This is a genomic window from Ruegeria sp. L11 (genome assembly GCF_056531755.1).
The window spans coordinates 384649-408365 of the sequence record NZ_JBQFMI010000001.1 but is presented as its reverse complement, the minus strand read 5'-3'; the positions used below and the strand labels follow the sequence as shown (position 1 = coordinate 408365).

The following is a 23717-nucleotide window of genomic DNA, read 5'->3' as shown; positions in this document are numbered from 1 at the left end:
TTACCCAAGCAGGTCGAAGTCCACGCCCGCGCGAATTTTGCCATTCACCTGAACCTCAAGCCGGTGTGCGCCGGGAACCAACTTGAATGTTGTGGCGTCGCCCTTCAACTTGTGGCGTTTTTCCAACGTCAGTTTCCCGTTCTTCAAAGCCGCCTGCTTCAACTTGTGCACCTTGGCTGAGATTTTCCCGCCAGGTCTTTGAAAATGAATGACATAGTCAACCAGAACTGGCAGATCTCCAAACCCGTTCAAAGTGACCGAAAAGGCCAGAGCGTCCCCAATCCGAGCTTCGGAGGTCAGGTTGACTGCGACCTCGATTTCCGCTTCCGGGTCATAGCCTAACATCTTCATCGCTTCAGGATGCCCCGCTTTCACAAGCCCGCGCAGGGTGTGTGACGTCATCCAGTCCAGCTCGCCCTGATTCTGATGACCCTGGCTGCGCCACGCCGTCAGGCGATCCAATACCAGATCCGGGTCTTTCTTGGTGATGTCATTCAGGTGATTGGATACGGACCGGGTGACATACCGCGTCGAATCCATGTGCAACTTGTCCAGCAACGGCAGCGGGTCCTGCAAACCCAATGCGACCGCCTGCCCCCATGGCAATCGGGGGCGCGTCCCTTCGCTGACCAGCCTGCGCACATGGTAACTGTCATGAGAGCACCAGTCCTGCATCCGCCGCAACACCCGGTCCGGGTCATGGTTCAGGAACGGACGGATTGCCCATTCCATGGAAAACCTCTGTGTCAGTTCCTCCATCACGTCTAAAGCCAGATCAACATGCTCAAGACCTATGGTCGCTACCCACTCACCGACCGGCGCAAAGATGAAATCGCCAAAATCGTCATCCGTTTTCGTCGGATCCAAAGGTGCGGGCAAGGCGCGCAGGATCGTCGGGGCAACACCAGGCAAATCACCGGGCACCGCCTGTTGAAGGCAAGTGGCGATCCAGATGATCCGATCCTTCAGCTCTAACTCCAGCAATCGCGACATGACCGCAGATCGGAATGCCAGTGCATCAAATTCTGCATGAGAATCAGAAAACAAACCGCTGAGATAATTGACTTTCTCAGCGTTGAACATCTGATCTTTCAACGAAAACCCTTGCGCCATGGTCACATCGTCAAATTGGTTGCGCCGCCATCCAGCAGAATGTTCTGACCAACGATGAACCCCGCATGTTGAGAGCACAGGAACGCGCAGGCAGCCCCGAATTCCTGCCGCGTTCCATAGCGTCGCGCGGGAATGGTCGCCGAACGGTTTGCGCGGGCGTCTTCGATCGAGATGCCTTGCTGGGAAGCCACGCCGCTGTCCAGCGCATCCGCGCGATCCGTTGCGTGAATGCCGGGCAGCAGGTTGTTGATGGTCACGCCATGCGGTGCAACCTGGCGTGAAGTTCCCGCGACATATCCGGTCAAACCCGTGCGGGCTGCATTCGAAAGCCCCAGCACCGCAATTGGCGCGCGCACGGATTGTGAGGTGACGTTCACCACCCGCCCCCAACCTTTGTCCATCATTCCGGGAAGCAGCGCTTTCATGAACGCAATGGGGGTCAACATATTGGCATCCAGCGCCTTGATGAAATCATCACGCGCCCAGTCCGACCATAACCCCGGCGGCGGTCCACCAGCATTTGTCACAAGAATATCAACGCCCTGCGCCGCTTCGATCACCCGCGCCTGCCCTTCCGCAGTCGTCACGTCACACGCGACTGTTTGTACCTCTACGCCATGCTCTGACCTGAGGCGTGCCGCCTCGCTCTCCAAAGCGTCCGAACCACGCGCATTCATCACAAGATTTACGCCGGCCTCAGCCAAAGCCTCGGCACAGCCCAAACCCAGCCCTTTGCTGCTGGCACAGACCAGCGCGCGCTTTCCTTTTATTCCAAGGTCCATCGGATCCTCCCTGTCAGTCATCGCCGCATGTCTAGCATCGGCCAGACAGGGAAGACCAGAAATGGCTTGGGATCAGTAGAAGAACTCTTCGCGCACGATCTTGCCATCTGCGACGTGATAGATACCCACTTCACGCATATCAAAGGCTTCGCCGGTTTCCTTTACCTTACCCTGCACTTCGAAAATCACCGCAAAGCGGTCTTCGCCGTGCACAAACGGGTCGCTGACCGAAGCGCCAGAAACCTCGTGGGCTCCTTCCCACCATTCATGTTTGCCACGGATCGCGTCACGCCCTTGTACTTCGCGCCCCATGCCTGAGTAATCGACCGCTTCAACAGAAACTGCGTCCGGCGCATACAATTTCTCAAGATTTTCCTTGGCGCGGTCCTCACGGCAGCCAGCCACCAATTCATTGGCAATCTCTTTCAAATCCATTGGTCTTCTCCACAATTTGTTCACTATACGTTCTTATAACCACAAGCCTGTGATTCGAACCACCCCCTTTGTCTTGCTTCGGCAGGATTCCCCGCCTATACGCGCGGTCATGCTTGATACCTCGAACCAACCTGCCCTGCCGCCCGAGATTGCCCGTCGCCGGACATTCGCCATCATCTCGCACCCGGATGCGGGCAAGACGACGCTGACTGAAAAGTTCCTGCTTTACGGGGGCGCCATTCAGATGGCTGGTCAGGTGCGCGCCAAGGGCGAAGCCCGGCGGACACGCTCGGACTTCATGCAGATGGAGAAGGATCGCGGCATCTCGGTTTCCGCATCGGCCATGTCGTTCGACTATGGCAATTTCCGGTTCAATCTGGTTGACACGCCCGGCCACAGCGATTTCTCGGAAGATACCTACCGCACGCTGACGGCCGTGGATGCGGCCGTGATGGTGATCGACGGCGCAAAGGGTGTCGAAAGCCAGACGCAAAAGCTGTTCGAGGTCTGCCGCCTGCGTGATCTGCCGATTCTGACCTTCTGTAACAAGATGGACCGCGAAAGCCGCGATACGTTCGAGATCATCGACGAAATTCAAGAGATGCTGGCCATCGACGTCACCCCCGCCGCATGGCCAATTGGCGTAGGTCGTGATTTCATCGGCTGCTACGACATGCTGCGCGACCGGCTGGAGCTGATGGACCGCGCCGACCGCAACAAGGTGGCAGAGAGCATCGAGATTAACGGGCTTGATGACCCGAAACTGTCGGAACATATTCCTGCGCACCTGCTGGAAAAGCTGCTGGAAGAGGTTGAGATGGCGCGCGAGTTGCTGCCCGCGCTGAACCCGCAGGCGGTGCTTGAAGGGCATATGACCCCGATCTGGTTCGGCTCGGCCATCAACTCGTTCGGCGTCAAGGAACTGATGGAAGGCATCGGCGCTTATGGCCCACAGCCGCAGGTTCAGTCCGCCGAACCCCGCCAGATATCGCCGGATGAAAAGAAGGTCGCGGGCTTTGTTTTCAAGGTGCAGGCCAACATGGACCCCAAGCACCGCGACAGGGTGGCCTTTGTCCGCATGGCATCAGGCCATTTCAAACGCGGCATGAAACTGACCCATGTGCGGTCAAAGAAACCGATGGCGATTTCAAACCCAGTGCTGTTTCTGGCATCTGACCGGGAACTGGCAGAAGAGGCCTGGGCGGGTGACATCATCGGCATTCCCAACCACGGCCAGTTGCGCATTGGTGACACGCTGACCGAGGGTGAGGCGCTGCGCGTCACCGGCATCCCCTCTTTCGCGCCGGAACTGCTGCAAGGCGTCCGTGCGGGTGATCCGATGAAGGCCAAGCATCTGGAGAAAGCCCTGATGCAGTTCGCCGAGGAAGGCGCGGCCAAGGTGTTCAAACCTTCGATCGGGTCAGGCTTTATCGTGGGTGTCGTCGGCGCGTTGCAATTCGAAGTGCTCGCCAGCCGGATCGAGATGGAATACGGCCTGCCCGTGCGTTTTGAGGCGTCTCAGTTCACCTCGGCCCGCTGGGTCAGCGGTGACAAGGCCGAGGTCGAAAAGTTTGTGAATGCAAACAAGCAGCACATCGCGCACGACCATGACGGCGACATTGTCTATCTGACCCGGCTGCAATGGGACATCGACCGGGTGGTTCGGGACTATCCCGCCCTGAACCTGACCGCCACCAAAGAGATGATGGTGTGATCCAACTGACTGATTGCACAGCCGAGTCTGCCTGTGCAATTCTGCGCGCATGAGCAAGGATGAACTGACTTTCCCCGGCGGTCTGCCCGACATGCTGGACAGGTATGAAAACCGGCGCAGCCCGTTTCAGTTCGGCACCACCTCGTTGCCTGACCTTGACATTGACCTTATTGAACTGGCCGGTCGCACATTGCCCGAAAGCGCGACTGTGCCCCCGCCGAAGCCTAATACAAGCTGGGATCGCAAGCGTGCTCAGATTGCGCGGGAATTTGTCGGAAATTCGGAACTTGCCTTCCTGAATGCCCAGTTGATCTCGAACCTGCGAAAGCGGTCCTTCCCGCGCCACGCCCCGCTTCTGTTTTGCCGCCTTTGGGACGAACAGTCTGACCACCTTTTGTCCACGCTTGACCTGCGATGGCTGGTCTCGTCGGTTCAGACCTTTGCGGACCACGGCCAAACTGCAACCCAGCGCGAGGTTGGTCATGCGTTGCGCATGTTGTTCGGCATGATGAAGCTTTATGAGTTCGAGAGGCGCTTTTCCGGGCTGATCCCGGAAACACCGTTTCAGTATCAAAAATTGAATCGCGTGCCACTGCCCTATCAGATGAAAGGGTTTTCCCTTGGAAGCGGTGGGTTGGACGTCAATCTGATTGCTCCGGTCTGGACCAAGGCCCTAAGCGACACCACCATCGCGCCGCTGGTCGATCACTTGATGACCGAGCTCAACAGAGATCCCGGCGGTGTCTTTCGCCGCCTGAAACTCATGCGCGAAGCACGCGCGCAGCGCACATGACCACATGGGGTGTCGTGTCGATGGTCAGGGGCCCGACCGAAGATGTCCTTCGGTTCGTGGCCCATCACATCGATCTGGGCGCCGAGACCATCTATATCTATCTGGATGAGCCAAACCCGCGCACGTTCGAGGCGCTGAAGGCACATCCCAGTGTTTGCGTACAGGTTTGCGATGATGCCTATTGGCAAAAGCTAAAACGCACACGACCGGACAAGCACCAGGTTCGCCAATCGGTCAACGCCACCTATGCCTATCGTGAAACGCACTTGGATTGGCTGGCCCATATCGATGTTGACGAGTTTCTGTGGTCGCCGACCCCAATCTCGGATGTGTTGCGCGATATCGGGGACAAGGTTCACGCCGCCCGGGTCCGCCCAATCGAGGCGCTGGCAGGCGGCGAAGACCTGTACAAGGCGCATGTTCCACAAAGCCCGGCCCGAACACAGCTGATTGAGATGCTTTATCCCAACTATGGGGCTTTCGTCCTTGGCGGGTTCCTCAGCCATGTACAGGGCAAGTTGTTTGCGCGCACGGGATTGAAACGTCTGAGTTTTCGTATCCACAACCTGTTTCAGAACGGGAAATTGCTGCCGTGTAAATACGAACTTGCGCAGGTCGATCTATGCCACCGCCACGCGCCGGACTGGGATCACTGGATTGCACATTATCCGTTCCGCTTGGATCGCGGCTCGTATCAGGCTGGCATGGCCCCGAATGCCCCGCGCGAGATGGGGGGGCTGAACAAGAATGAATTGCTCAGCTGGATTGAAAGCGAACACGGCGAGGACGGGCTGCGCGCGTTCTTCAACGAGATGAGCGGCGCTGACCCAGAAGTCCGCGCCCGGCTGGAGCAGAAAGGGCTGATCCGCCACCGCGTGTTGAATCTGGACGGGAAATTGGCGAAACACTTTCCCGGAAGTTGCTGAATTGTTGCGCAAAACTCGAACCTGTCTCGATGAAACCCTGATGTAGCGGTCTTCATTTGACCCCGACCAACGTTTTTGTTATGTCCGCGTCCAAGCCGAAATGTCGCATCACGCGCATGGCCATCCGGGCCCGGCACATCTTATACGCGCGGGCCAGGTCAAGTGTCCGCATTCAACCGGACTTACATGACAAAGTTTAACGAACTGAACCTGAACCCGAAGGTCCTCAAAGCCATTGAGGAAGCCGGATACGAAACCCCAACTCCGATCCAGGCAGGTGCGATTCCGCCCGCATTGGAAGGGCGCGATGTTTTGGGCATAGCTCAGACAGGCACGGGTAAAACCGCCAGCTTTACGCTGCCAATGATCACACTGCTGGCCCGTGGCCGGGCGCGTGCCCGTATGCCACGTTCGTTGGTTTTGTGCCCGACGCGGGAACTGGCCGCTCAGGTGGCCGAGAATTTCGACACCTATACCAAACACCTGAAACTGACCAAAGCGCTGTTGATCGGTGGTGTCAGCTTCAAAGAGCAAGAAGCCCTGATTGACCGTGGCGTCGACGTTCTGATCGCCACGCCGGGCCGTCTGCTGGATCATTTCGAGCGCGGCAAGCTGTTGCTGACCGGCGTGCAGATCATGGTGGTGGATGAAGCGGACCGTATGCTCGACATGGGGTTCATCCCCGATATCGAACGCATCTTCTCACTAACACCTTTCACCCGTCAGACCCTGTTCTTCTCAGCCACCATGGCATCCGAGATCGAGCGGATAACCGACACGTTCCTGTCGGCCCCTGCCCGGGTCGAAGTTGCCCGTCAGGCGACCGCATCCGAGACCATCGAACAGGGCGTGGTCATGTTCAAAGGCGGCCGTCGGGACCGCGAAGCCAGCAACAAACGCAAGGTTCTGCGTGCGCTGATCGATGCTGAAGGCGACAAATGCACAAATGCGATCATCTTCTGCAACCGCAAGACTGACGTGGATATCTGCACAAAATCCCTGAAGAAACATGGCTACAACGCGGCCGCCATCCATGGCGATCTGGACCAGTCGCAGCGGATGAAAACACTGGACGGTTTCCGTGAGGGATCATTGCGCCTGCTGGTCGCCTCAGACGTTGCTGCGCGTGGCCTGGATGTGCCAGCCGTCAGCCATGTGTTCAATTTCGACGTCCCCGGCCACCCCGAGGATTATGTGCACCGCATTGGCCGCACCGGCCGCGCCGGCCGTGAAGGTAAAGCCATCACAATCTGTTCGGGACGCGACGAAAAAGCACTGGTTGCGATCGAAAAGTTGATCCAGAAAGACATCCCGCGCATAGACAACCCGGTTCAGGACGACCCCAGACCCGAACAGCCAAAGCCTGAGAAAAAGGCCAAAGCCCCCGAGAGCCCGAAAGAAGGCAAAAAGGTTCGCGAACCGAAGGGGCGCAGTCGTGGGCGCAAGGAAGACACCGGCCAGGCCGTCGTGGGCATGGGAGATCACCTGCCCAGCTTCATCGCGCTCAGCTTTGACGAACGTCGCGCCAGCTAGATTGCCAGAACAAGCGCTAAAATCGAAAACCCAAGCAACATCATCCCGGCGATTTCGCGCCGGGTGATCGTCTCGCGGAAGAACAGGATCGACGCCATCAGGCTAAAGATTAGCTCAACCTGCCCCAGCGCTTTGACATAAGCCGCATTCTGCAAGGTGAAGGCCCAGAACCAGCAAAACGAGCCACCGAGGCTGGTCAGGCCGACAAATACCCCGGTCTTTCGCGTTTGCCAGACTGCGCGCAGTTCGGCACGGTCGCGCCACAGCAGCCATATCCCCATGCTGGCGAACTGGAATGTCACCACTGCGGCCAGTGTTACCAACGCTCGGAACCACGCATCGATATCGCCCAGTTGCAGTGAAGCCCCACGATAGCTGACTGCGGAAAACGCAAACAAAACACCTGATCCAAGCCCCAATTGCGAAGCCCGATTGGTCAGATGGCGCCACCAGGGTCCGGCCCCTCCGGGTGTTTTTGACAACAAAAGAACAGCCATCAACCCCAACAGGATCGCGAACAATGCGCCCCGCGACACACTGTCCCCCAAGACCAAAAAACCAACAATCGCGGTCTGGATCACCTCGGTTTTCTTGAAGGTAATTCCAACGGCAAAATTGCGTTGTTTGAACAACGCCACCACGCAGATCGTTGCAAGGATTTGCGCTGTCCCTCCGATGACCGCGTAAAGCCAGAACAAACTGCCAAGCCGAGGCATGCTCGCCCCGGTTATCTGCAACGCAACATATAGCCCGATAACCGCCAACGGCATGGAATAGGCAAACCGCGCAAAAGTTGCACCTGCAGCAGATAATTTCACGCTGGCCAGAGATTTTTGCAGCATGAAACGCACAGTCTGAAAACTGGCGGCGGCGATGGTGACGGGGATCCAGAGACTCATGCCACCCGTTGTGTCGTCAATTCAAGGCTTTGGCCAGAGAGGATGTGGCACAGGGTCTTTTGCGCGAACGAAATACTGCCGGAAAATCTGTGCATAGGACCGGTAAACATAGGCTTCGTTGCAAGCCAAATACCTGTCCTTTCCTTCCCTGTACAACGATGGCAGGCGATACCACGGAGCCGCCGGGTTCATATGATGAACGACGTGCAGGTTATTGTTCAGAAACAGGAAAGCCAAAGGCCCGCGATCTTCGATGATTACCGTGCGGGCGCGGGATTTTTCATGTGCACGATGTTCCAGAAACGTGCGGATCTTCAAAAGCGATAACCCCAGATAGGCCGCGATCAGATAGGCCCAAACCGGCATGGCCGATTGCGCAACAACCCACAGCACCACTACCGCGCCGGGTAGATGCACAGCCCATGCCAGCAGGATCGCCCTGTCCCCTCGCATTAATCCGCGCCATTCGTCCCGCATAAACAGAACCTGACCAAGGACGGGCCCCAGCACCATCCGCCCCAACAGCGTATTGTTCAGGCTCAGGATCATTTGCGCCAGCCGCGGCAACCCCAACCAGATATGAGGATCCAGATAATTCGATTCCGGGTCGTCATAGGGGTCCGTCAAGGTGGCATCCTGATGATGCGCCAGATGCAGGTCCCGAAAGCGGTTATACGGAATGGCCAATGTCAACGGCAGTGCCATCAACGCCTCATTCAGCCATTTGGCACGAAAAGGGTGCCCATGCAGGGCCTCATGCGTCAGTGACGAATGCAAAGCCGCAACAACACCCAGAGCAGGGATAGCCAACCACAACGATGTGTTTGCCAGCCAGAACAGACCGGCAAGCCACGCAGCATAACACAAGACTATAAGGAAAAACGTGCCCCATTCGGGCGATTTGGGTGTCGTGGGGTCAGCCATTTCGGCCCCACGAAGTGTTCGCCCAAATTCTTTCGTAAATCACGTACATCGTCAGGCCGATGGCCGTGTTCACCAGCGCCAGCGCCCCTCCTACAGCGGCCGAGCCTGTTGCCAACAGGCCCACCATTGTCATGATCGCCAACCCCATCGCATTCCAAACGATTGCTTTCACGACTGATCTTCGCCGCGTTTCCATTCCGAACCCCGTTTTTTTCTTACTCAAAGCGTTACATCCGGACCCCGGCATTGAAAATTCTGAATATGATTAACAAAACTAATCAAATATGATAAAAATCACGGCATGCAGGAAAATATCGACAAGCGCGATCGTGCCGCGCAATTTCGTCTCCGCCTCGCCCGCGCGATGGAAGAGCGTCATGTCAGCCAAAGTGCCCTTGCGCGCAATATTGGCGTTGACCGCTCGACCGTTTCCCAATTGCTGACAGATCATGGCGCGCGGTTGCCCAACGCACATGTTGTTGGCGGATGTGCAGCGGCGCTTGGCGTTTCGGCCGACTGGTTGCTGAGCCTATCTGACAGGCCGGAAAGCGCGGCTGAGCTTCTGGCTAGCTCGCTGACCTTTACCGAGGCTCCACGCGCCCTTGTCGATGAACGTATCTTCGAGTGGCATCAGGAGGCCGCCGGGTACAAAATCCGCTATGTCCCGGCCACCCTGCCCGACATGCTCAAGACGCGTTCGATACTGGAATGGGAATACGCCCCGCATCTGGGCCGGACCGCTGACCAAGCCATCGGCGCGTCGGCGGATCGTCTGGCATGGATGCGCAGCGCCCAGTCAGACTATGAGATCGCCATGCCGCTATTCGAAATCGAAAGCTTTGCAAGCGCCACTGGGTATTATCAGGGCCTTAGCCCCGAGGTTCGGCTAGAACAGATCGATCACCTGTTGGCGCTGTGCGAACAGCTCTATCCGCGGATGCGGATCTATCTGTTTGACGCAAAACGGCTATATTCCGCACCCGTGACGATTTTCGGCCCGCTGCTTTGTGTATTTTACGCAGGAAGTCACTATATGGCCTTCCGCGACCGGGATCGGATCGAGACATTCTCACGCCATTTCGACACACTTGTACGCGAGGCCGACGTGGCCGCCCGGGACTTTCCAAACCATCTGCGTCGCCTCAGAACGGCGGTTTCCCGCGATGGGTGATGCAGCACCATCCAACCTGTGCTATTCTACTTTGGCGCGAACCATAAGGCATTCCGAACACAGACGGAGGAGCACAGGAATGGACGCAATTCAAACCGCTCAATACGCACGTGCACTTTTTGCCGCCCATGGAGACCAAGCCGAGGCCGAAGCCGCGCAAAAAATGCGCGACTGCGAAGCTGCCGGAAACCGGCAAGAAGCCCAGGACTGGCAGGCGGTCCGTCAGACCATCCGCCAGATCCGTGGTCCAAACCAGGGCTGAGTTACAATTTCGGGTCCGGGTTGACCGTGTGGCCATCGACCGCAATCACCTGTCCTGAAACCAGACGTGCCGCATCTGAGGCAAGGAAGACTGCCATATTGGCGACATCCTGCGCTTCGACGAAGCGCCCCATTGAGGTGCCCGAGGCATAGCCCCGATAGACCTCATCACGGGTCATGCCCTTGGCTGCGGCCTCGCGGGTCAGGACGCCCTCCATCCGAGGGCCTTCAACTGCGCCCGGACAAATGGCATTGGCACGGATGCCATAGGGCCCCAGCTCCATCGCCAGTGTTTTCATCAACCCGATGACCGCCCATTTTGCCGACGCATAGGGCGCCCGGAACGGGTAGCCATGTTGCCCGGCTGTCGACGAGGTCAGAATGATACTGCCCGCCCGTGCCGTTTTCATCAGCGGCGCTGCATATTTTGTCGCCAGAAAAGCACCGTCCAGATTGACCGCGACACAAGCACGCCACGCGTCCAGATCAATATCCTCAATGGCATTTGTCGGGCCGGCAATACCGGCATTGGCGCAGAGCACATCCAACCCGCCCGTCGAACGGACGGCGTCAAATACCGTGCGCATGTCTGCTTCGTCCGCAACATCGGCTCGGTGCCTGGTCCAATGTTCGGGCAAAGTATCCAACGCCGCCTGATCGATATCAGTAACCCGGACGTCATAGCCAACCGCGTCAAACGCCTCGGCCATGGCCCGGCCGACGCCTGACGCGCCAGCCGTCACCAGAACCCGGCGCGTCATGAAGGCTTCCTGATCGCTGCGCCTGCGCCCTCGGGATAAGGCAATCCGGCCTGAGCCTCTGCAACCCGCGCCATAGCTGCCTCGATTTCAGCAGATGGCGGGCTGGGGCGACGGGTTTCCAGACTGACATGCAGCAGAAAACTTTCGCCCGTGGCCAGCAGCTTGTCGCCCTCGTACATGCTGTGGAACACATGCAGTTTCTTGCCTTGCCCCAACAGCATCTGCGTGCGCACGTCGATTTTTGCACCGGCATGAGCTTCATCCACATAGCGAATGTGGTTCTCCGCTGTGAAATAGCTGCCGCCCGAGGCGATGTAATCCGCATCGCATCCGATGATTTCCATGAACCGATCGGTGGCGGCGGCAAAGGCCTCCAGATATTTCGCTTCGTTCATGTGGCCGTTGTAATCCGTCCAATCCAGCGGAACGGCCCGCGACAGGGTCAGGATGGGCTGGCTCAGATCCGCTTGATCCAGCGTCGGCAGCGCACCGGGTTTCAACCGTGCGTCATGTTGGTTCAGCACCGCACCCGCGCCGTAATTCTGCGCCTTGAGGGCCCGCATCATGCCAACAAGGTTGTTGTCGCGAATACGCTCCAGCTCTCGGATCGAATGCATCCCGGATTGTGCGTCAGATTGATTGGCGATCAAATCGACCAGTTCGTCAGTGAACTCGGGAACATCCATCAGCTTGGTCCACGGCCATTTCAAGGCAGGCCCGAACTGCGCCATGAAATGCCGCATCCCCGCCTCGCCACCGGCCACGCGGTAGGTTTCGAACAGACCCATCTGTGCCCAGCGGATGCCGAACCCCATACGGATGGCCTCGTCAATCTCTTCGGTCGTCGCAATGCCATCCTTGACCAGCCACAGCGCCTCGCGCCAGACAGCTTCCAGGAACCGGTCGGCAATATGCGCATCGATCTCTTTCTTGACGTGCAGCGGGAAAAACCCGAGCGATTTCAACAGGTCCTGCGCCTGTTCGATCATCTCGGGCGGGTTCTTGTCCGTTGGTACAAGCTCGATCAAAGGCAACAGGTAAACCGGGTTGAAGGGGTGCGTCACCAAGATCTGCTCGGGGCGCAGCGCTCCGTCCTGAAGTTCGGACGGCTTGAACCCGCTGGTCGAGGATCCGATGATCGCGCCCGGATCGCAAGCCTCCTGCAAGCCTTTGTAAACCTTCAGTTTCAAATCCAGACGCTCCGGCACGCTCTCCTGTATCCAACGCGCACCCTTAACCGCTTCGGCCATGTCGCTGTGAAAGCTCAGCGAGCCCTCGGCTGGCAACGGAACGTCACTCAGCCCCGGCAAGGACCGTCTTGCGTTGTCCAGCACCTCTCCAATCTTGCGTTCCGCCTCGGGGTCGGGATCAAACACCCGCACATCCCAGCCATTGAGCAGGAACCGCGCGGCCCATCCACCACCGATAACTCCGCCCCCAATAATTGCTGCCGTTTTCATGATTTCCCACCTACTGGCTGCGCATGTTTCATCTTTTTAGAAATACTCCGGGGGCTTGGGGGCTGGCCCCCAAAACCCGCGTGTCCATTATTTTGCAACAGGTGCCTGCTTGGTCAGCCCCAGCTTCGCACGGACTTCGTCAGGGCCGATCACGCGCGCGCCCATATTCTCGATGATGGATCCCGCACGTTCCACCAGCTGCCAGTTCTCGGCCATTACGCCCTTATCCAGCCAAAGGTTGTCCTCAAGCCCCACGCGCACATTGCCGCCCGCGAGAACCGAAGCCGCGACAAACGGCATCTCGTTCCGTCCCAGTGAAAACGCGCTGAAGGTCCAGTCATCCGGCACGTTGTTTACCATCGCCATAAAGGTATTCAGATCATCCGGCGCACCCCACGGTACCCCCATGCACAGCTGGACCAAAGCGTTTGGTGCCAGAATCCCTTCCTTCACCAGTTGCTTTGCAAACCACAGGTGGCCAGTGTCAAAGGCTTCGATCTCGGGCTTGACACCCAGATCGGTCATCATCTTGCCCATGGCGCGCAATGCCCCGGGCGTATTCGTCATAACATAATCTGCCTCAGCAAAGTTCATTGTGCCGCAGTCCAGGGTGCATATCTCGGGCAAACATTCTGCAATATGCGCCACGCGTTCCGATGCTCCGACCATGTCCGTGCCCGCGGCCACTGGAAACGGGTTTTCAACACCGCCGAACACGATATCGCCGCCCATCCCGGCCGTCAGATTCAATACGACGTCCACATCAGCGTCGCGGATGCGGTCCGTTACCTCGCGATACAGATCCAGCCGGCGGCTTGGCACGCCGGTCTCAGGGTCACGCACGTGGCAGTGAACCACTGCCGCCCCGGCCTTGGCGGCGGCAATCGCGCTGTCGGCGATCTGCTGTGGTGACCGCGGCACATGCGGGCTGCGGTCCTGCGTCCCGCCCGAGCCGGTTACGGCACAGGTAATAAAGACTTCGCGGTTCATTTCCAAAGGCATGGTGTTTTCCCAGCTTATACCGGCTTGTGCCAAGGGTTTTCCCCAGGCTTTTCCCCGGATTCCGATTTGCGTTCTGACCCGACTCTGGCGCAGCTTTGGGAAACCCACTTGGCAATATGCGAATCAAACTTGATGAAATCCGCAAAAAACATACTGCAACCGGAACACCGCGCCCTGAAAACAGCTGTGCTTGTGCTGGACGAATGCAACACGCTCAGCTTTGCCTCTGCGGTGGACCCGATGCGGGCCGCGAACCGTCTGGCAGACCGCCCGGCCTTTGACTGGGACTATGTGACCGCGACGCCAGAACCCGCAATGCTGACAAGTGCGTTGCAAGTGCCCGGTATTCCACTGGCCCGGCTGCAATCCTGCGACCTGATGATCGTGGTCGCCGGGTTCCAACTGGCCCGCCACGCCACCCCCAGCCTGCTGGCTGGTCTGCGCCGCATCGCCGGCACCGGCGCAACGATGGCAGGCATTGATGGCGGTCCCTGGCTTCTGGCCGAGGCCGGGCTACTGGACGGCCACCTGGCAACAACCCATTGGGAAGACCTCGAAAATTTCGCCACCCGGTTTCCCGAAGTTGATGTGCGCACCGACCGCTTCACCGTTTCGGGCAACCGCCTGACTTCGGGTGGCGCAATTCCGGCTGTCGAGATGATGCTGCACATCATCGCCGCCCGTCACGGCGCGAGTTTCGCCGCGCGTGTTGCGGGCCTGTTCCTTTACGATGGCGCTCCGGACCCTGGAAAACCGCAAAGCCGCACAGGCGTACCCCATCGCCACACAGCACTGACCGCAAAGGCCAACTCAATGATGCAGGCGTCATTGGATGATCCCCTGCCGCTGGCCTTTATCGCAGACCGCCTGGGCACCAGCCCACGGACGCTGCAACAACAGTTCCGACTGCGCCTGAACACGACGCCGCAGGACCACTATCTGCAACTGCGCCTGGCCGAGGCCCGCCGTCTGGTCACCGACACCGACATGCCACTGATGGATGTGGCGCTCGCCACCGGCTTTGCCTCGCAATCCAGCTTTGCCCGCGCTTTCCGCACCGCCCACGGTCAATCGGCCCGCGACCTGAGACACGAACGCGCGCATCCCACCCATCACTGACCGGATCCTTCTTCATCTGGCCAAAAATATCCCGGGGGCGTCGCCAAAGGCGACGGGGGCAGAGCCCCTAAAACGGCATCGGGTGCGCCCGATGTGCCCTGCTGATCTCGACCAACACATCCTTGGATAATTCAAGATCCACGCCCGCCAGAATATGATCCAGCTGTGCAACGGTCGTGGCCCCGAAGATTGCCGACATCATGAACGGGCGCGTCCGGCACCACGCCAGTGCCATATGCACCGGATCCAGACCATGCCGCGCGGCGATGTCCAGATAAGCTGCAACCGCCTCGAAAACACGACCGGATTTCCGGCCTCCCATCTCGGGCACAAAGGACATACGCGATCCGTCGGGGACGCAGTCATTTTGATACTTCCCGGTCAAAAATCCTGCCGCCAAAGGGGAAAACGCCATCAGCCCAACATCTTCATGCACACTCAACTCACCCAGGTCGGTGTCGAAATGGCGGCACAGCAATGAATATTCGTTCTGCACCGATGCCACGCGCGGCGCCCCCATCTGTTCGGCCAGCCGCAGCCATTGCGCGGTTCCCCAAGCGCTTTCATTCGACAGGCCAAAGGCACGGATATTGCCCTTGTCCACCTGAGCCTGCAATGCCTCAAGGCATTCCTGCATGTTGCTCAGCACTTCGTCCGTGTTTTCGCCAGACGGCGCATAATCCCAATTCTGCCGAAACATATAGCTGCCCCGATTGGGCCAGTGGAACTGGTAGAGGTCGATGTACCCGGTCTGCAATCGTCGCAAAGACCCCTCAATCGCTTCGGGTATGGTGCGGGCGGTGATCGGCGCACCATCACGGACAAAGGACAGCCCCGCGCCGGAATGCTTGGTCGCCAGAACATAATCACCCCGGCGGGTAGGATTGGCGGCATTCCAGTTTCCCAAAATCTCTTCGGTGCGCCCGATCGTTTCCTTCGCGACAGGGTTCACCGGGTACATTTCGGCCGCGTCGACAAAGTTGATCCCCGCGTCCAGCGCCATATCCATCTGCCGGTGCGCATCCGTTTCAGATGTTTGAGAGCCAAATGTCATCGTGCCAAGGCACAGATCGCTCACCATAATTCCGGTACGGCCCAAAGGCTTCTTCTGCATCGTCGTATCTCCTGAAAATTGCGGGCCGGTCAGGCTTCGGCCTTTTTCTCCCACCGCCCGGACTCCTCCGACCAGTATTGTGCGGAACATCCGGCATCCGTCAGCGCTTTCCACTGCCCGCGCGCGTGTTGTACAGCCATGTCGTCATTGCCATCGAACAGGATACAAACCCGTTCCAGCGCGGCGACTTCTTCCGCCTCGACCGGCGCTCCATCCACGGCCATGATGCAGGTCGCGCCATTTCCCGCCACGGCGCTGGTGGTCAGCAGGATCGGCTGGTCCGCGTCATGCGGACCGCCTGCGCGACCATGGGGCAGGAACCCGTCCTCGGGTCCCAGCCAAAGTTTTTCATCCAGCCAGTCCATCCGTGCAGGGTCAGTACCCCGCACGGCTATCCGCCACCCGGCTTGCCGCGCCTTGTCCAGCAGCGCAGGCAAGGTGTGCTCCAGCGGCTGGCGGGTCAGGTGGTAGAAATAGACAGCGCCCATATGCCTACTCGAAATTGTCCTGCACAAACCGGCTCAGTGCGCGTACGCCCCAGCCGGTGGCGCCTTTGGGCGCATAAGATGTCTCGTCGGCAACCGAGGCGACCCCCGCAATATCCAGGTGAATCCACGGCGTTTCCTCTTTCACGAAACGCTGCAGGAATTGCGCGGCGGTGACTGAACCCGCGGGACGACCGCCCACGTTTTTCATGTCGGCAATGCGCGATTTCAGCAATTTGTCATAGGCATCGCCCAATGGCATCCGCCAGGCGCCTTCATCCTCGGCCTTGGCAGATTTCAGGAAGGCATCGCAGAATGTGTCATTGTTCGAAAAGACACCAGCATTCTCATGGCCCAACCCGATAATGATCGCACCGGTCAAAGTTGCCAGATCGATCATGCCGACCGGCTTGAACCGTTCCTGCGCGTACCACATCACGTCACACAGAACCAGACGGCCCTCGGCGTCGGTGTTGATGATCTCGACCGTATCACCTTTCATAGACCTGACCACATCACCCGGACGGGTGGCGTTACCTGATGGCATATTCTCGACCAAACCAACCAGCCCCACGACATTGGCTTTTGCCTTGCGCTTGGCCAGCGCGCGCATGGTGCCCGCAACAACTCCGGCTCCGCCCATGTCCATGGTCATCTCTTCCATGCCAGCAGCTGGTTTGAGCGAGATACCACCCGTGTCGAACACTACGCCTTTTCCGACCAAAGCCAGAGGCGCGTCGTCCTTGGCACCGCCATTCCACTGTATCACCACCACTTTCGAAGGGCTGTCCGAGCCCTGCCCGACGCTTAGCAATGTGCGCATCCCCAACTCGGCCAGCTTGTCTTCGTCCAGCACTTCGACCTCAAGACCCAGCTCCTGCATCTCAACCAGACGGTCCGCGAATTCGGTAGTGGTCAAAACATTTGCCGGTTCATTGGTCAGATCGCGCGTCATCCGAACGCCATCAGCAATTGCATAGAGAGGTGCAAAATCTGCCTCGATCTCTACAGGCTTTGCGTGGCTGATTGTCACTGTGCCAGCCTTCTGGCTTTCCTTGGTTTTATGCGCGTCGAATTCATAGCTGCGCAGAACAATCCCCAGTGCCAGATCCTCGGCCCGCGCCTGATTTCCCACCATCACCAGCATGTCCTTGCCGCCTGCCAGCTTAGCCAGCGCCGCACCTGCCTTACGGGCTTCGGCGGCCTCGGGGCGACGTGGCAGAACCAGAACATCCAGCGCCTCAGCCGCCATCCCTGTGGGCCATGCCATCGAGATGACATCACCTGTCTTGGACTTTCTGAAACTCTCGCTTTCAACAAGCCGCGCCAACCCGCCCTTCGTCAGACGGTTTGCCCGGCGGGCTGCCGGGCTCATCTTACCGTCATCCGGAATGATGATGGCGATGCGCCCTTTGGCCTGCGCCATAGCCTCCAGGTCAAATTCCTGAAAACGGATCGGTATCAGACTGCTCATTGTACACTCCTCGAATTCTGTTCCCCAAGACCTAGCCCGCGGGGCACGCATTGACCAGATAGCAGTTTTCCCCGCCTTTCAATTGCATTAAGGTCCCGAAAAAATGACCGGCAGGCTCGGGGGAGAAAGACGTGGTACGAGAGGGCAGGCATACGCCGTCGCGCACAGCATTGCGCAGGCGCGATATCAGCCCGACGCCCCGCACTACAGGCGCAGCGGGGTTGTGCCTATGATCCTGGACCGTTATTTCGCTCGCCGGTTCCTGCAAAGTTTCATGGTCATCGGAGGTATTTTCCTGACCTTGATGATTCTCATCGATCTGATCGAACAGATTCGCCGCTTTGACGATTTCGACCTGTCTTTTGCCCAGTTGCTGCACCTCACACTGCTGAATACACCAGCCGCCATCAGCGAAATGCTGCCTTTGCTGGTCATCCTGTCCACCATCGCGCTGTTCGTTGGGCTGGCACGTACGTCCGAACTTGTGGTGACCCGTGCAACTGGCCGCTCGGGCATCCGCGCTTTGGTCGCCCCTGTCCTGTTGTCGCTGATCATCGGCGCTCTGGCCGTTGCACTTTTGAATCCCATCGCAGCGGCCACATCCGAAGAGTTCCGCCGCTTGTCGGATTCATACCGAAACAACGGCAGTTCGGCCCTTTCGATCAGCAGCGAGGGCCTGTGGCTGCGCCAATCCGCCGAGAATGGGCAGGCCGTTATCCACGCCCGGGCCACATCGAACCAAGACAAGCTGCGGCTGGACGGTGTTACCGTCATCACCTTTGGGCGGGATGGCAAACCAACCCAGCAAATTGTTGCGGATCGGGCAGAGTTGGAAGACGGGAACTGGGTTCTGTATCAGGCAAAAATCTGGGCCTTGCAGGATGGGCAAAACCCTGAATCCAATTCAGTTGTGCACGAGCGTCTGGAGCTGCCGACCTCGCTGACCCGACAGCGGATCATGGATACGTTTGGGCAACAGGATTCGGTTTCTGTTTATGACCTGCCCCAGTTGATCAGCGACCTGCGCGAGGCGGGATTTTCGACCAAACAATATGAGGTTTGGCTGCAGGTACAGCTGGCCCGGCCTTTCTTTCTGATCTCGATGGTTCTGATCGGGGCCGCGTTTACCATGCGCCACGTTCGGTTCGGCGGCACAGGGATCGCCGTCCTGACAGCCGTTCTGCTTGGATTTGCCATCTATTTCGTGCGCAATTTCGCGCAAATCCTCGGGGAAAACGGACAATTGCCCATCTATATCGCTGCCTGGGCACCGCCCTTTGCCGCAATTCTGCTGTCTCTTGGTCTGCTACTGCATGCGGAGGACGGCTGATGCGGCACATCGTTCCTGTATTGCTTACCAGTGCACTGGCTTTGTCCGTCCCGGCGGGAACTGCAGCACAGACATCCCAAGGCCGGCCACAACCACAGGGCACACAAGCGCAGCAAGAGCCCGCCTTGCTGGTGGCCGACAAGGTATTCATCACGCCTGAGCGCAAACTTGTGGCTGAAGGCAATGTCGAAGCCTTTCAGGGCGACACCAAGTTGTCCGCCCATCGTATCACGTATGACCGCGAGACTGGCGAGCTGATACTGGAAGGCCCCATTCGTATCGATCAGGGTGGTCAGACCACGCTGCTGGCGGATTCAGGGCAACTGGACAGCGGAATTCAGAACGGACTGCTGATCGGTGCACGCATGGTGTTTGAACAGCAGGTACAGATCGCCTCGGTTCAGGCGAAACGGGCCGCAGGACGTTATACGCAATTCAGCAAGGTTTCAGCCACATCCTGTCATGTCTGCACCGACGGCAGGCCGCCTCTGTGGCAGATCAGGGCGCGCAAAGTCACGCATGATCAACTGGAACGGCAACTATATTTCGAAGGCGCGCAGCTTCGGGTCCTGGATTATCCGGTATTCTACTTTCCCTATCTGCGCTTGCCTGACCCAACGCTAGAGAGGGCAACCGGCTTTCTGGTTCCTTCGATCCGCAGCACCTCGCAATTGGGCACTGGCGTTCAGGTTCCGTATTTCTTCAAACTTGGCGATCACAAGGACCTGACACTTACGCCTTACATCTCAGCCAAGACGACAACTCTGGGATACCGCTATCGTCAGGCCTTTGTGAACGGACGCATTCAGGTGGAAGGCGCTTATACACGGGATGATGTGCAACCCGATCAGGATCGCGGCTACCTGTTTGCCACCGGCTGGTTTAATCTGAAGAACGATTTCCGTCTGACCTTCAATCTGGAAACTACATCCGACGATGCCTACCTAGCCGATTACGGCTTGCCGGATCTGGACCGCTTGCGCAGCGAAATCGCACTGGAGCGGATCAAGCGCGATAGTGCGTTCAAAACCGGCCTGATCTACTACAAAACACTTCGGGACAGCGAAAATCAGGACGAAATCCCGTCCCGCGTCTTCGACCTCAACTATGAAAAACGCTATTTTCCCAGCACGCTGGGGGGCGAGGTTCGGTTGGCATTCATCGGTCATGCGCATGAACGTACCAGCGACACAGATGTTGTTGGTCGCGACATGGCACGGGCCACCTTCGATGCCGAATGGCTGCGCAGCTGGACTTTCTCATCGGGGCTGCGGGTCGATACAACGCTGGGGGCGTCGGTTGACACTTTCAACGTTCGCCACGACAGCAACTACCCCGACAACGTGACCCGATCTACGCCGCGCGCGGCTTTGACTCTCCGGTATCCAATGACCCGGCGCGAGGAATCGGGGGCTGTTCAGTTCCTCGAACCGATTGCGCAGTTCGGATGGACACATGTATCGGACACCGATGTTCCGAGTGATGAAAGCACTTTTCAGGAATTCGATCAGGGCAACCTTCTGTCCCTCTCGCGGTTTCCTGCTGAAGATCAGCGCGAGAACAGTGCCACTGGTGTGGTTGGCCTGAACTGGGCCCGGTATGGCGCGGGTGGCTGGCAGGCCCAGGCGACTGTGGGCCAAGTGTTTCGGGCCGACGCCGATCCAAACTTCACGCTGACATCGGGATTGCAGGGCACATCGTCGGATTTGCTGGTAGCCGGGCAGATCAGCACGGCCAATGGCTGGTCACTTGCCGGACGCGGTCTGATCGACGGGGATTTCAGCTTTGTCAAAGCCGAACTGCGCGGCGCATGGGCATCCGAAAATGCCGGCCTGTCTGGTAGCTATATCTGGCAGGAACCGGACCCGGCGGAAAACATCACCGAAGAAATCTCGGAAATTCTGCTTCTCGGACGCTACCAGGTCGATCAGAACTGGCTGACCAATGCCCTGGCGCGCTACGATCTGGCTGAGTCGGAGCCGATCCGGCTGGGTCTGGGTGTGACCTATCAGAACGAATGCGTTCGGGTTAACATGTCCGTAAGTCGGCGCTTTACTTCAACATCCACTATTGAGCCTTCGACAGAATTCGGCTTTACCCTTTCTTTGACAGGGTACGCCCTTGAAGGCGGTGGCAAGACATACAAGAGAACATGCAGTTGATATCAGGTTTCTCCAGGTTTCTCCGTTCCGGTTGGCTTAAACCGGTCACACCGGCACTGGTTGCCGCAGTTTTTGCAATCGCGCCTCTTCAGGGTAGCGCGCAAAGCCTGTTCTCACCCGCGATCCGCGTCAATCAGGATATTGTCACCTGGTACGAGCTTGAACAGCGCCTGCAATTCCTGAATGTTCTGGGTTTGCCCGGTGGTAACGAAGCTGACGTCAGGGATGCCCTGATTGATGAAAAACTGCGCAGGCAGGTCATGCGCAGCGCCGGCGTGCAAGCGACGCCCGAGGCCGTTCAGCTGGGCATCGACGAATTCGCCTCGCGCGGACAATTGTCGTCCGAACAATTCCTGAAACTTCTCGGCGACGCGGGCGTCGACCCTGAAACGGTCCGAGACTATGTCGCGGATCAACTGGCATGGCGCGACTATATCAGCTCGCGCTATCTGTCGCAGGCGCGCCCGACCGAGGATGAGATTGATCGCGCGCTGGGCCAGACGGGCGGTGGCGGATTGCAGGTCCTGCTGTCCGAAATCATTATCCCGGTAAACCCGCAAACGGTTGCCCAGACCGAGTTGTTGGCCGAAGAAATCTCGCGCCTTGAAGGGCAGGACGCGTTTTCTGCTGCCGCCGCTCAGTATTCCGCAGCCGCAACACGGGGTCAGGGTGGACGTCTGGAGTGGCTGAACATCTCGAACCTGCCCCCGGCGCTTCAACCTGTCATCCTGGGGCTTCAGACCGGTGAGATCACCGACCCGATCACCCTGCCGAACGCGGTCGCCTTGTTTCAGATGCGGGGCTTGCGCGAAGTCGCAACCGGCGCTCCGCGTATTTCAAAGTTGGATTATGCCGCCTATTACCTGCCTGGTGGGCGCAGCGCCGAAACCCTTTCGCGGGCCGCGAAGTTGAAAGAAGAAATCGACACTTGTGATGATCTCTATGGCATTGCCAAGGATCAGCCCGCCGAAGTTCTGGACCGGGTCGAAGCCGCACCTTCCGAGGTGCCCGGTGATATTGCCGTGGAACTGGCCAAGCTGGACCGGAACGAAGCGTCGGCGACTCTGACCCGCAACAATGGTCAGACGCTTGTGTTCCTGATGCTGTGCAACCGCACGCGGGATCTGGGCGAAGACACCTCTCGGGGCGATGTCGCCAACGCGCTGGCGCAGCAACGTCTTCAGGCCTTTGCGGCCAGTCTGGTGGAGCAGCTGCGGGCTGACGCTGTCATTACTCAGGAATGATGCGGCCCGTCGCGCTCAGCTGCGGCGAACCGGCCGGTATCGGTCCGGAAATCGCGGCCAAGGCGTGGGCTGAACTGCGCGATGCCTGCCCGTTCTTCTATATCGGGGACGCCAGCCACCTTCCAGCAGGCACACCCGTTGCTAAAATCGAACACCCAAGTCAGGTTGCTGAAGCCTGTGGCCGGGCCCTGCCCGTTCTTCAGATGGATTTTCCCGCCGCGAACGTATTCGGCCAGCCGAATCCGGCCAACGCGCCATCGGTGGTTGATGCCATCGAAACTGGTACCGAACTGGTACAGACCGGTGAGGCCGCAGCACTTTGCACCGCACCGATCAACAAGAAAGCTCTGATTGACGGCGCAGGGTTCACCTTCCCTGGCCATACCGAGTTTCTGGCAGCCCTTTCCGGAACCCGCCGGGTAGTCATGATGCTGGCCAGCGAGCAGTTGCGCGTCGTTCCCGCGACAATTCACATTCCATTGTCACAGGTTCCCGCAGCACTTACCCCTGATCTTCTGCGCGAAACGATTGAAATCACCGTGCGCGGTTTGCGTGATCAGTTCGGTATCGCGCATCCCCGCATCGCAGTTGCAGGCCTGAACCCGCATGCAGGTGAAGGCGGCAAGATGGGCACAGAGGAGCTCGACTGGATTGCTCCGATGCTGGCTGATCTGAACCCCGAGGACGCGACGATTACAGGCCCCCACCCTGCGGATACGCTGTTTCACGCAGCCGCCCGCGCCCGCTATGACGCCGCCATCGCCATGTATCACGATCAGGCCCTGATCCCGATCAAGACGCTGGATTTCGACCGGGGCGTGAATGTCACCCTTGGCCTGCCGTTCATCCGTACCTCACCCGACCACGGAACAGCACTGGACATCGCGGGGAAAGGCATCGCCAACCCCTCCAGCCTGATCGAAGCCCTGAAACTTGCCCAACGCATGGTAAAAAGCTCTTGATCCTTCACCTGGCTGAAAATATCCCCGCCGGAGGCACAAAAATCTCGGGCACA

Annotated in this window: 23 protein-coding genes; 11 read left to right on the top strand and 12 right to left on the bottom strand. The window is 58.5% G+C overall.

What is annotated here, in order from left to right; translation table 11 throughout:
- The 3 genes from ACR0CE_RS02015 to ACR0CE_RS02005 all read right to left on the bottom strand — a co-directional run bounded on the left by ACR0CE_RS02015 (window position 1) and on the right by ACR0CE_RS02005 (window position 2330).
- On the bottom strand, window positions 1-1113 hold the full coding sequence (locus ACR0CE_RS02015; RefSeq protein ID WP_480830701.1) for a hypothetical protein: 1113 nt from the start codon (window positions 1111-1113) through the stop codon (window positions 1-3).
- A 2-nt stretch (window positions 1114-1115) separates the two neighbouring features.
- The gene (locus tag ACR0CE_RS02010) at window positions 1116-1895 is read right to left on the bottom strand and encodes an SDR family oxidoreductase (protein WP_480830700.1); all 780 of its coding nucleotides are present in this window, start codon (window positions 1893-1895) and stop codon (window positions 1116-1118) included.
- Window positions 1896-1967: 72 nt separating this feature from the next.
- Window positions 1968-2330 carry a nuclear transport factor 2 family protein gene (locus tag ACR0CE_RS02005; protein WP_480603402.1) on the bottom strand — a complete coding sequence of 121 codons (363 nt, stop codon included), beginning with the start codon at window positions 2328-2330 and terminating at the stop codon, window positions 1968-1970.
- A 109-nt stretch (window positions 2331-2439) separates the two neighbouring features.
- Between ACR0CE_RS02005 and ACR0CE_RS02000 the strand changes: the two genes are divergently transcribed.
- The 4 genes from ACR0CE_RS02000 (at window position 2440) to ACR0CE_RS01985 (ending at window position 7296) form a co-directional block, all read left to right on the top strand.
- Complete coding sequence (locus tag ACR0CE_RS02000; protein WP_267366522.1) at window positions 2440-4044, top strand: peptide chain release factor 3; 1605 nt, start codon at window positions 2440-2442, stop codon at window positions 4042-4044.
- Window positions 4045-4093: 49 nt separating this feature from the next.
- Window positions 4094-4837: a hypothetical protein gene (locus ACR0CE_RS01995; RefSeq protein WP_480564459.1), complete on the top strand. Its 744-nt coding sequence runs from the start codon at window positions 4094-4096 to the stop codon at window positions 4835-4837.
- The gene (locus tag ACR0CE_RS01990; RefSeq protein WP_480564456.1) at window positions 4834-5763 is read left to right on the top strand and encodes a glycosyltransferase family 2 protein; all 930 of its coding nucleotides are present in this window, start codon (window positions 4834-4836) and stop codon (window positions 5761-5763) included. The genes ACR0CE_RS01995 and ACR0CE_RS01990 overlap by 4 nt, the downstream gene beginning before the upstream one ends.
- Window positions 5764-5949: 186 nt before the next feature.
- A complete protein-coding gene (locus ACR0CE_RS01985; RefSeq protein WP_480830697.1) occupies window positions 5950-7296 on the top strand; it encodes a DEAD/DEAH box helicase in 1347 nt (448 codons plus the stop codon).
- Here ACR0CE_RS01985 and ACR0CE_RS01980 read toward each other — a convergent pair.
- Genes ACR0CE_RS01980 through ACR0CE_RS01970 form a run of 3 tightly spaced genes read right to left on the bottom strand, consistent with a single transcriptional unit; the run spans window position 7293 to window position 9315 of the window.
- Complete coding sequence (locus ACR0CE_RS01980) at window positions 7293-8195, bottom strand: EamA family transporter (RefSeq protein ID WP_480830696.1); 903 nt, start codon at window positions 8193-8195, stop codon at window positions 7293-7295. The genes ACR0CE_RS01985 and ACR0CE_RS01980 overlap by 4 nt on opposite strands.
- 21 nt (window positions 8196-8216) lie before the next feature.
- Entirely contained in the window at window positions 8217-9119 is a 903-nt protein-coding gene (locus tag ACR0CE_RS01975; protein WP_480830694.1) for a fatty acid desaturase, read from the bottom strand.
- A complete protein-coding gene (locus ACR0CE_RS01970; protein WP_480831208.1) occupies window positions 9112-9315 on the bottom strand; it encodes a DUF2061 domain-containing protein in 204 nt (67 codons plus the stop codon). The genes ACR0CE_RS01975 and ACR0CE_RS01970 overlap by 8 nt, the downstream gene beginning before the upstream one ends.
- 105 nt (window positions 9316-9420) lie before the next feature.
- Here ACR0CE_RS01970 and ACR0CE_RS01965 point away from each other — a divergent pair, with 105 nt between their 5' ends.
- Together ACR0CE_RS01965 and ACR0CE_RS01960 are read left to right on the top strand one after the other, a co-directional pair.
- Window positions 9421-10290, top strand: a complete 870-nt coding sequence (locus ACR0CE_RS01965; protein ID WP_480830693.1) for a helix-turn-helix domain-containing protein — start codon at window positions 9421-9423, stop codon at window positions 10288-10290.
- Window positions 10291-10369: 79 nt separating this feature from the next.
- Window positions 10370-10552, top strand: a complete 183-nt coding sequence (locus ACR0CE_RS01960; RefSeq protein WP_267366128.1) for a hypothetical protein — start codon at window positions 10370-10372, stop codon at window positions 10550-10552.
- 1 nt (window position 10553) lies between these two features.
- On the opposite strand, the gene ACR0CE_RS01955 is transcribed toward ACR0CE_RS01960, so the two are convergent.
- The 3 genes from ACR0CE_RS01955 to bcoG form a co-directional block, all read right to left on the bottom strand.
- Window positions 10554-11312, bottom strand: coding sequence for an SDR family oxidoreductase (locus ACR0CE_RS01955; RefSeq protein ID WP_480830691.1), 759 nt, complete (start codon window positions 11310-11312; stop codon window positions 10554-10556).
- Window positions 11309-12775, bottom strand: a complete 1467-nt coding sequence (locus ACR0CE_RS01950) for a carnitine 3-dehydrogenase (RefSeq protein WP_480831206.1) — start codon at window positions 12773-12775, stop codon at window positions 11309-11311. Before ACR0CE_RS01950 ends, ACR0CE_RS01955 begins: the two co-directional genes overlap by 4 nt.
- 84 nt (window positions 12776-12859) lie before the next feature.
- Entirely contained in the window at window positions 12860-13774 is a 915-nt protein-coding gene (gene bcoG, locus ACR0CE_RS01945; RefSeq protein ID WP_480493036.1) for a 3-dehydrocarnitine:acetyl-CoA trimethylamine transferase BcoG, read from the bottom strand.
- 132 nt (window positions 13775-13906) lie between these two features.
- Between bcoG and ACR0CE_RS01940 the strand changes: the two genes are divergently transcribed.
- Complete coding sequence (locus ACR0CE_RS01940; protein WP_480830689.1) at window positions 13907-14893, top strand: GlxA family transcriptional regulator; 987 nt, start codon at window positions 13907-13909, stop codon at window positions 14891-14893.
- A 67-nt stretch (window positions 14894-14960) separates the two neighbouring features.
- Here ACR0CE_RS01940 and ACR0CE_RS01935 read toward each other — a convergent pair whose 3' ends face one another.
- From ACR0CE_RS01935 to ACR0CE_RS01925, 3 genes are read right to left on the bottom strand one after another with little or no spacing between them, the layout of a single operon-like run.
- On the bottom strand, window positions 14961-16007 hold the full coding sequence (locus tag ACR0CE_RS01935) for an aldo/keto reductase (protein WP_480830687.1): 1047 nt from the start codon (window positions 16005-16007) through the stop codon (window positions 14961-14963).
- A gap of 29 nt (window positions 16008-16036) precedes the next feature.
- The gene (locus tag ACR0CE_RS01930; protein WP_480480592.1) at window positions 16037-16495 is read right to left on the bottom strand and encodes a DNA polymerase III subunit chi; all 459 of its coding nucleotides are present in this window, start codon (window positions 16493-16495) and stop codon (window positions 16037-16039) included.
- A 4-nt stretch (window positions 16496-16499) separates the two neighbouring features.
- A complete protein-coding gene (locus ACR0CE_RS01925) occupies window positions 16500-17966 on the bottom strand; it encodes a leucyl aminopeptidase (protein WP_480485404.1) in 1467 nt (488 codons plus the stop codon).
- 229 nt (window positions 17967-18195) lie between these two features.
- Between ACR0CE_RS01925 and lptG the strand changes: the two genes are divergently transcribed.
- From lptG to pdxA, 4 genes are read left to right on the top strand one after another with little or no spacing between them, the layout of a single operon-like run.
- Complete coding sequence (lptG, locus tag ACR0CE_RS01920) at window positions 18196-19296, top strand: LPS export ABC transporter permease LptG (RefSeq protein ID WP_480830685.1); 1101 nt, start codon at window positions 18196-18198, stop codon at window positions 19294-19296.
- Window positions 19296-21458 (top strand): LPS-assembly protein LptD, encoded by a 2163-nt coding sequence (locus tag ACR0CE_RS01915; protein WP_480830683.1) that lies wholly within the window; start codon window positions 19296-19298, stop codon window positions 21456-21458. The genes lptG and ACR0CE_RS01915 overlap by 1 nt, the downstream gene beginning before the upstream one ends.
- On the top strand, window positions 21449-22702 hold the full coding sequence (locus tag ACR0CE_RS01910; RefSeq protein ID WP_480480584.1) for a peptidylprolyl isomerase: 1254 nt from the start codon (window positions 21449-21451) through the stop codon (window positions 22700-22702). Before ACR0CE_RS01915 ends, ACR0CE_RS01910 begins: the two co-directional genes overlap by 10 nt.
- Window positions 22699-23664, top strand: a complete 966-nt coding sequence (gene pdxA, locus ACR0CE_RS01905; RefSeq protein ID WP_480830681.1) for a 4-hydroxythreonine-4-phosphate dehydrogenase PdxA — start codon at window positions 22699-22701, stop codon at window positions 23662-23664. Before ACR0CE_RS01910 ends, pdxA begins: the two co-directional genes overlap by 4 nt.
- Window positions 23665-23717: the final 53 nt, after the last annotated feature.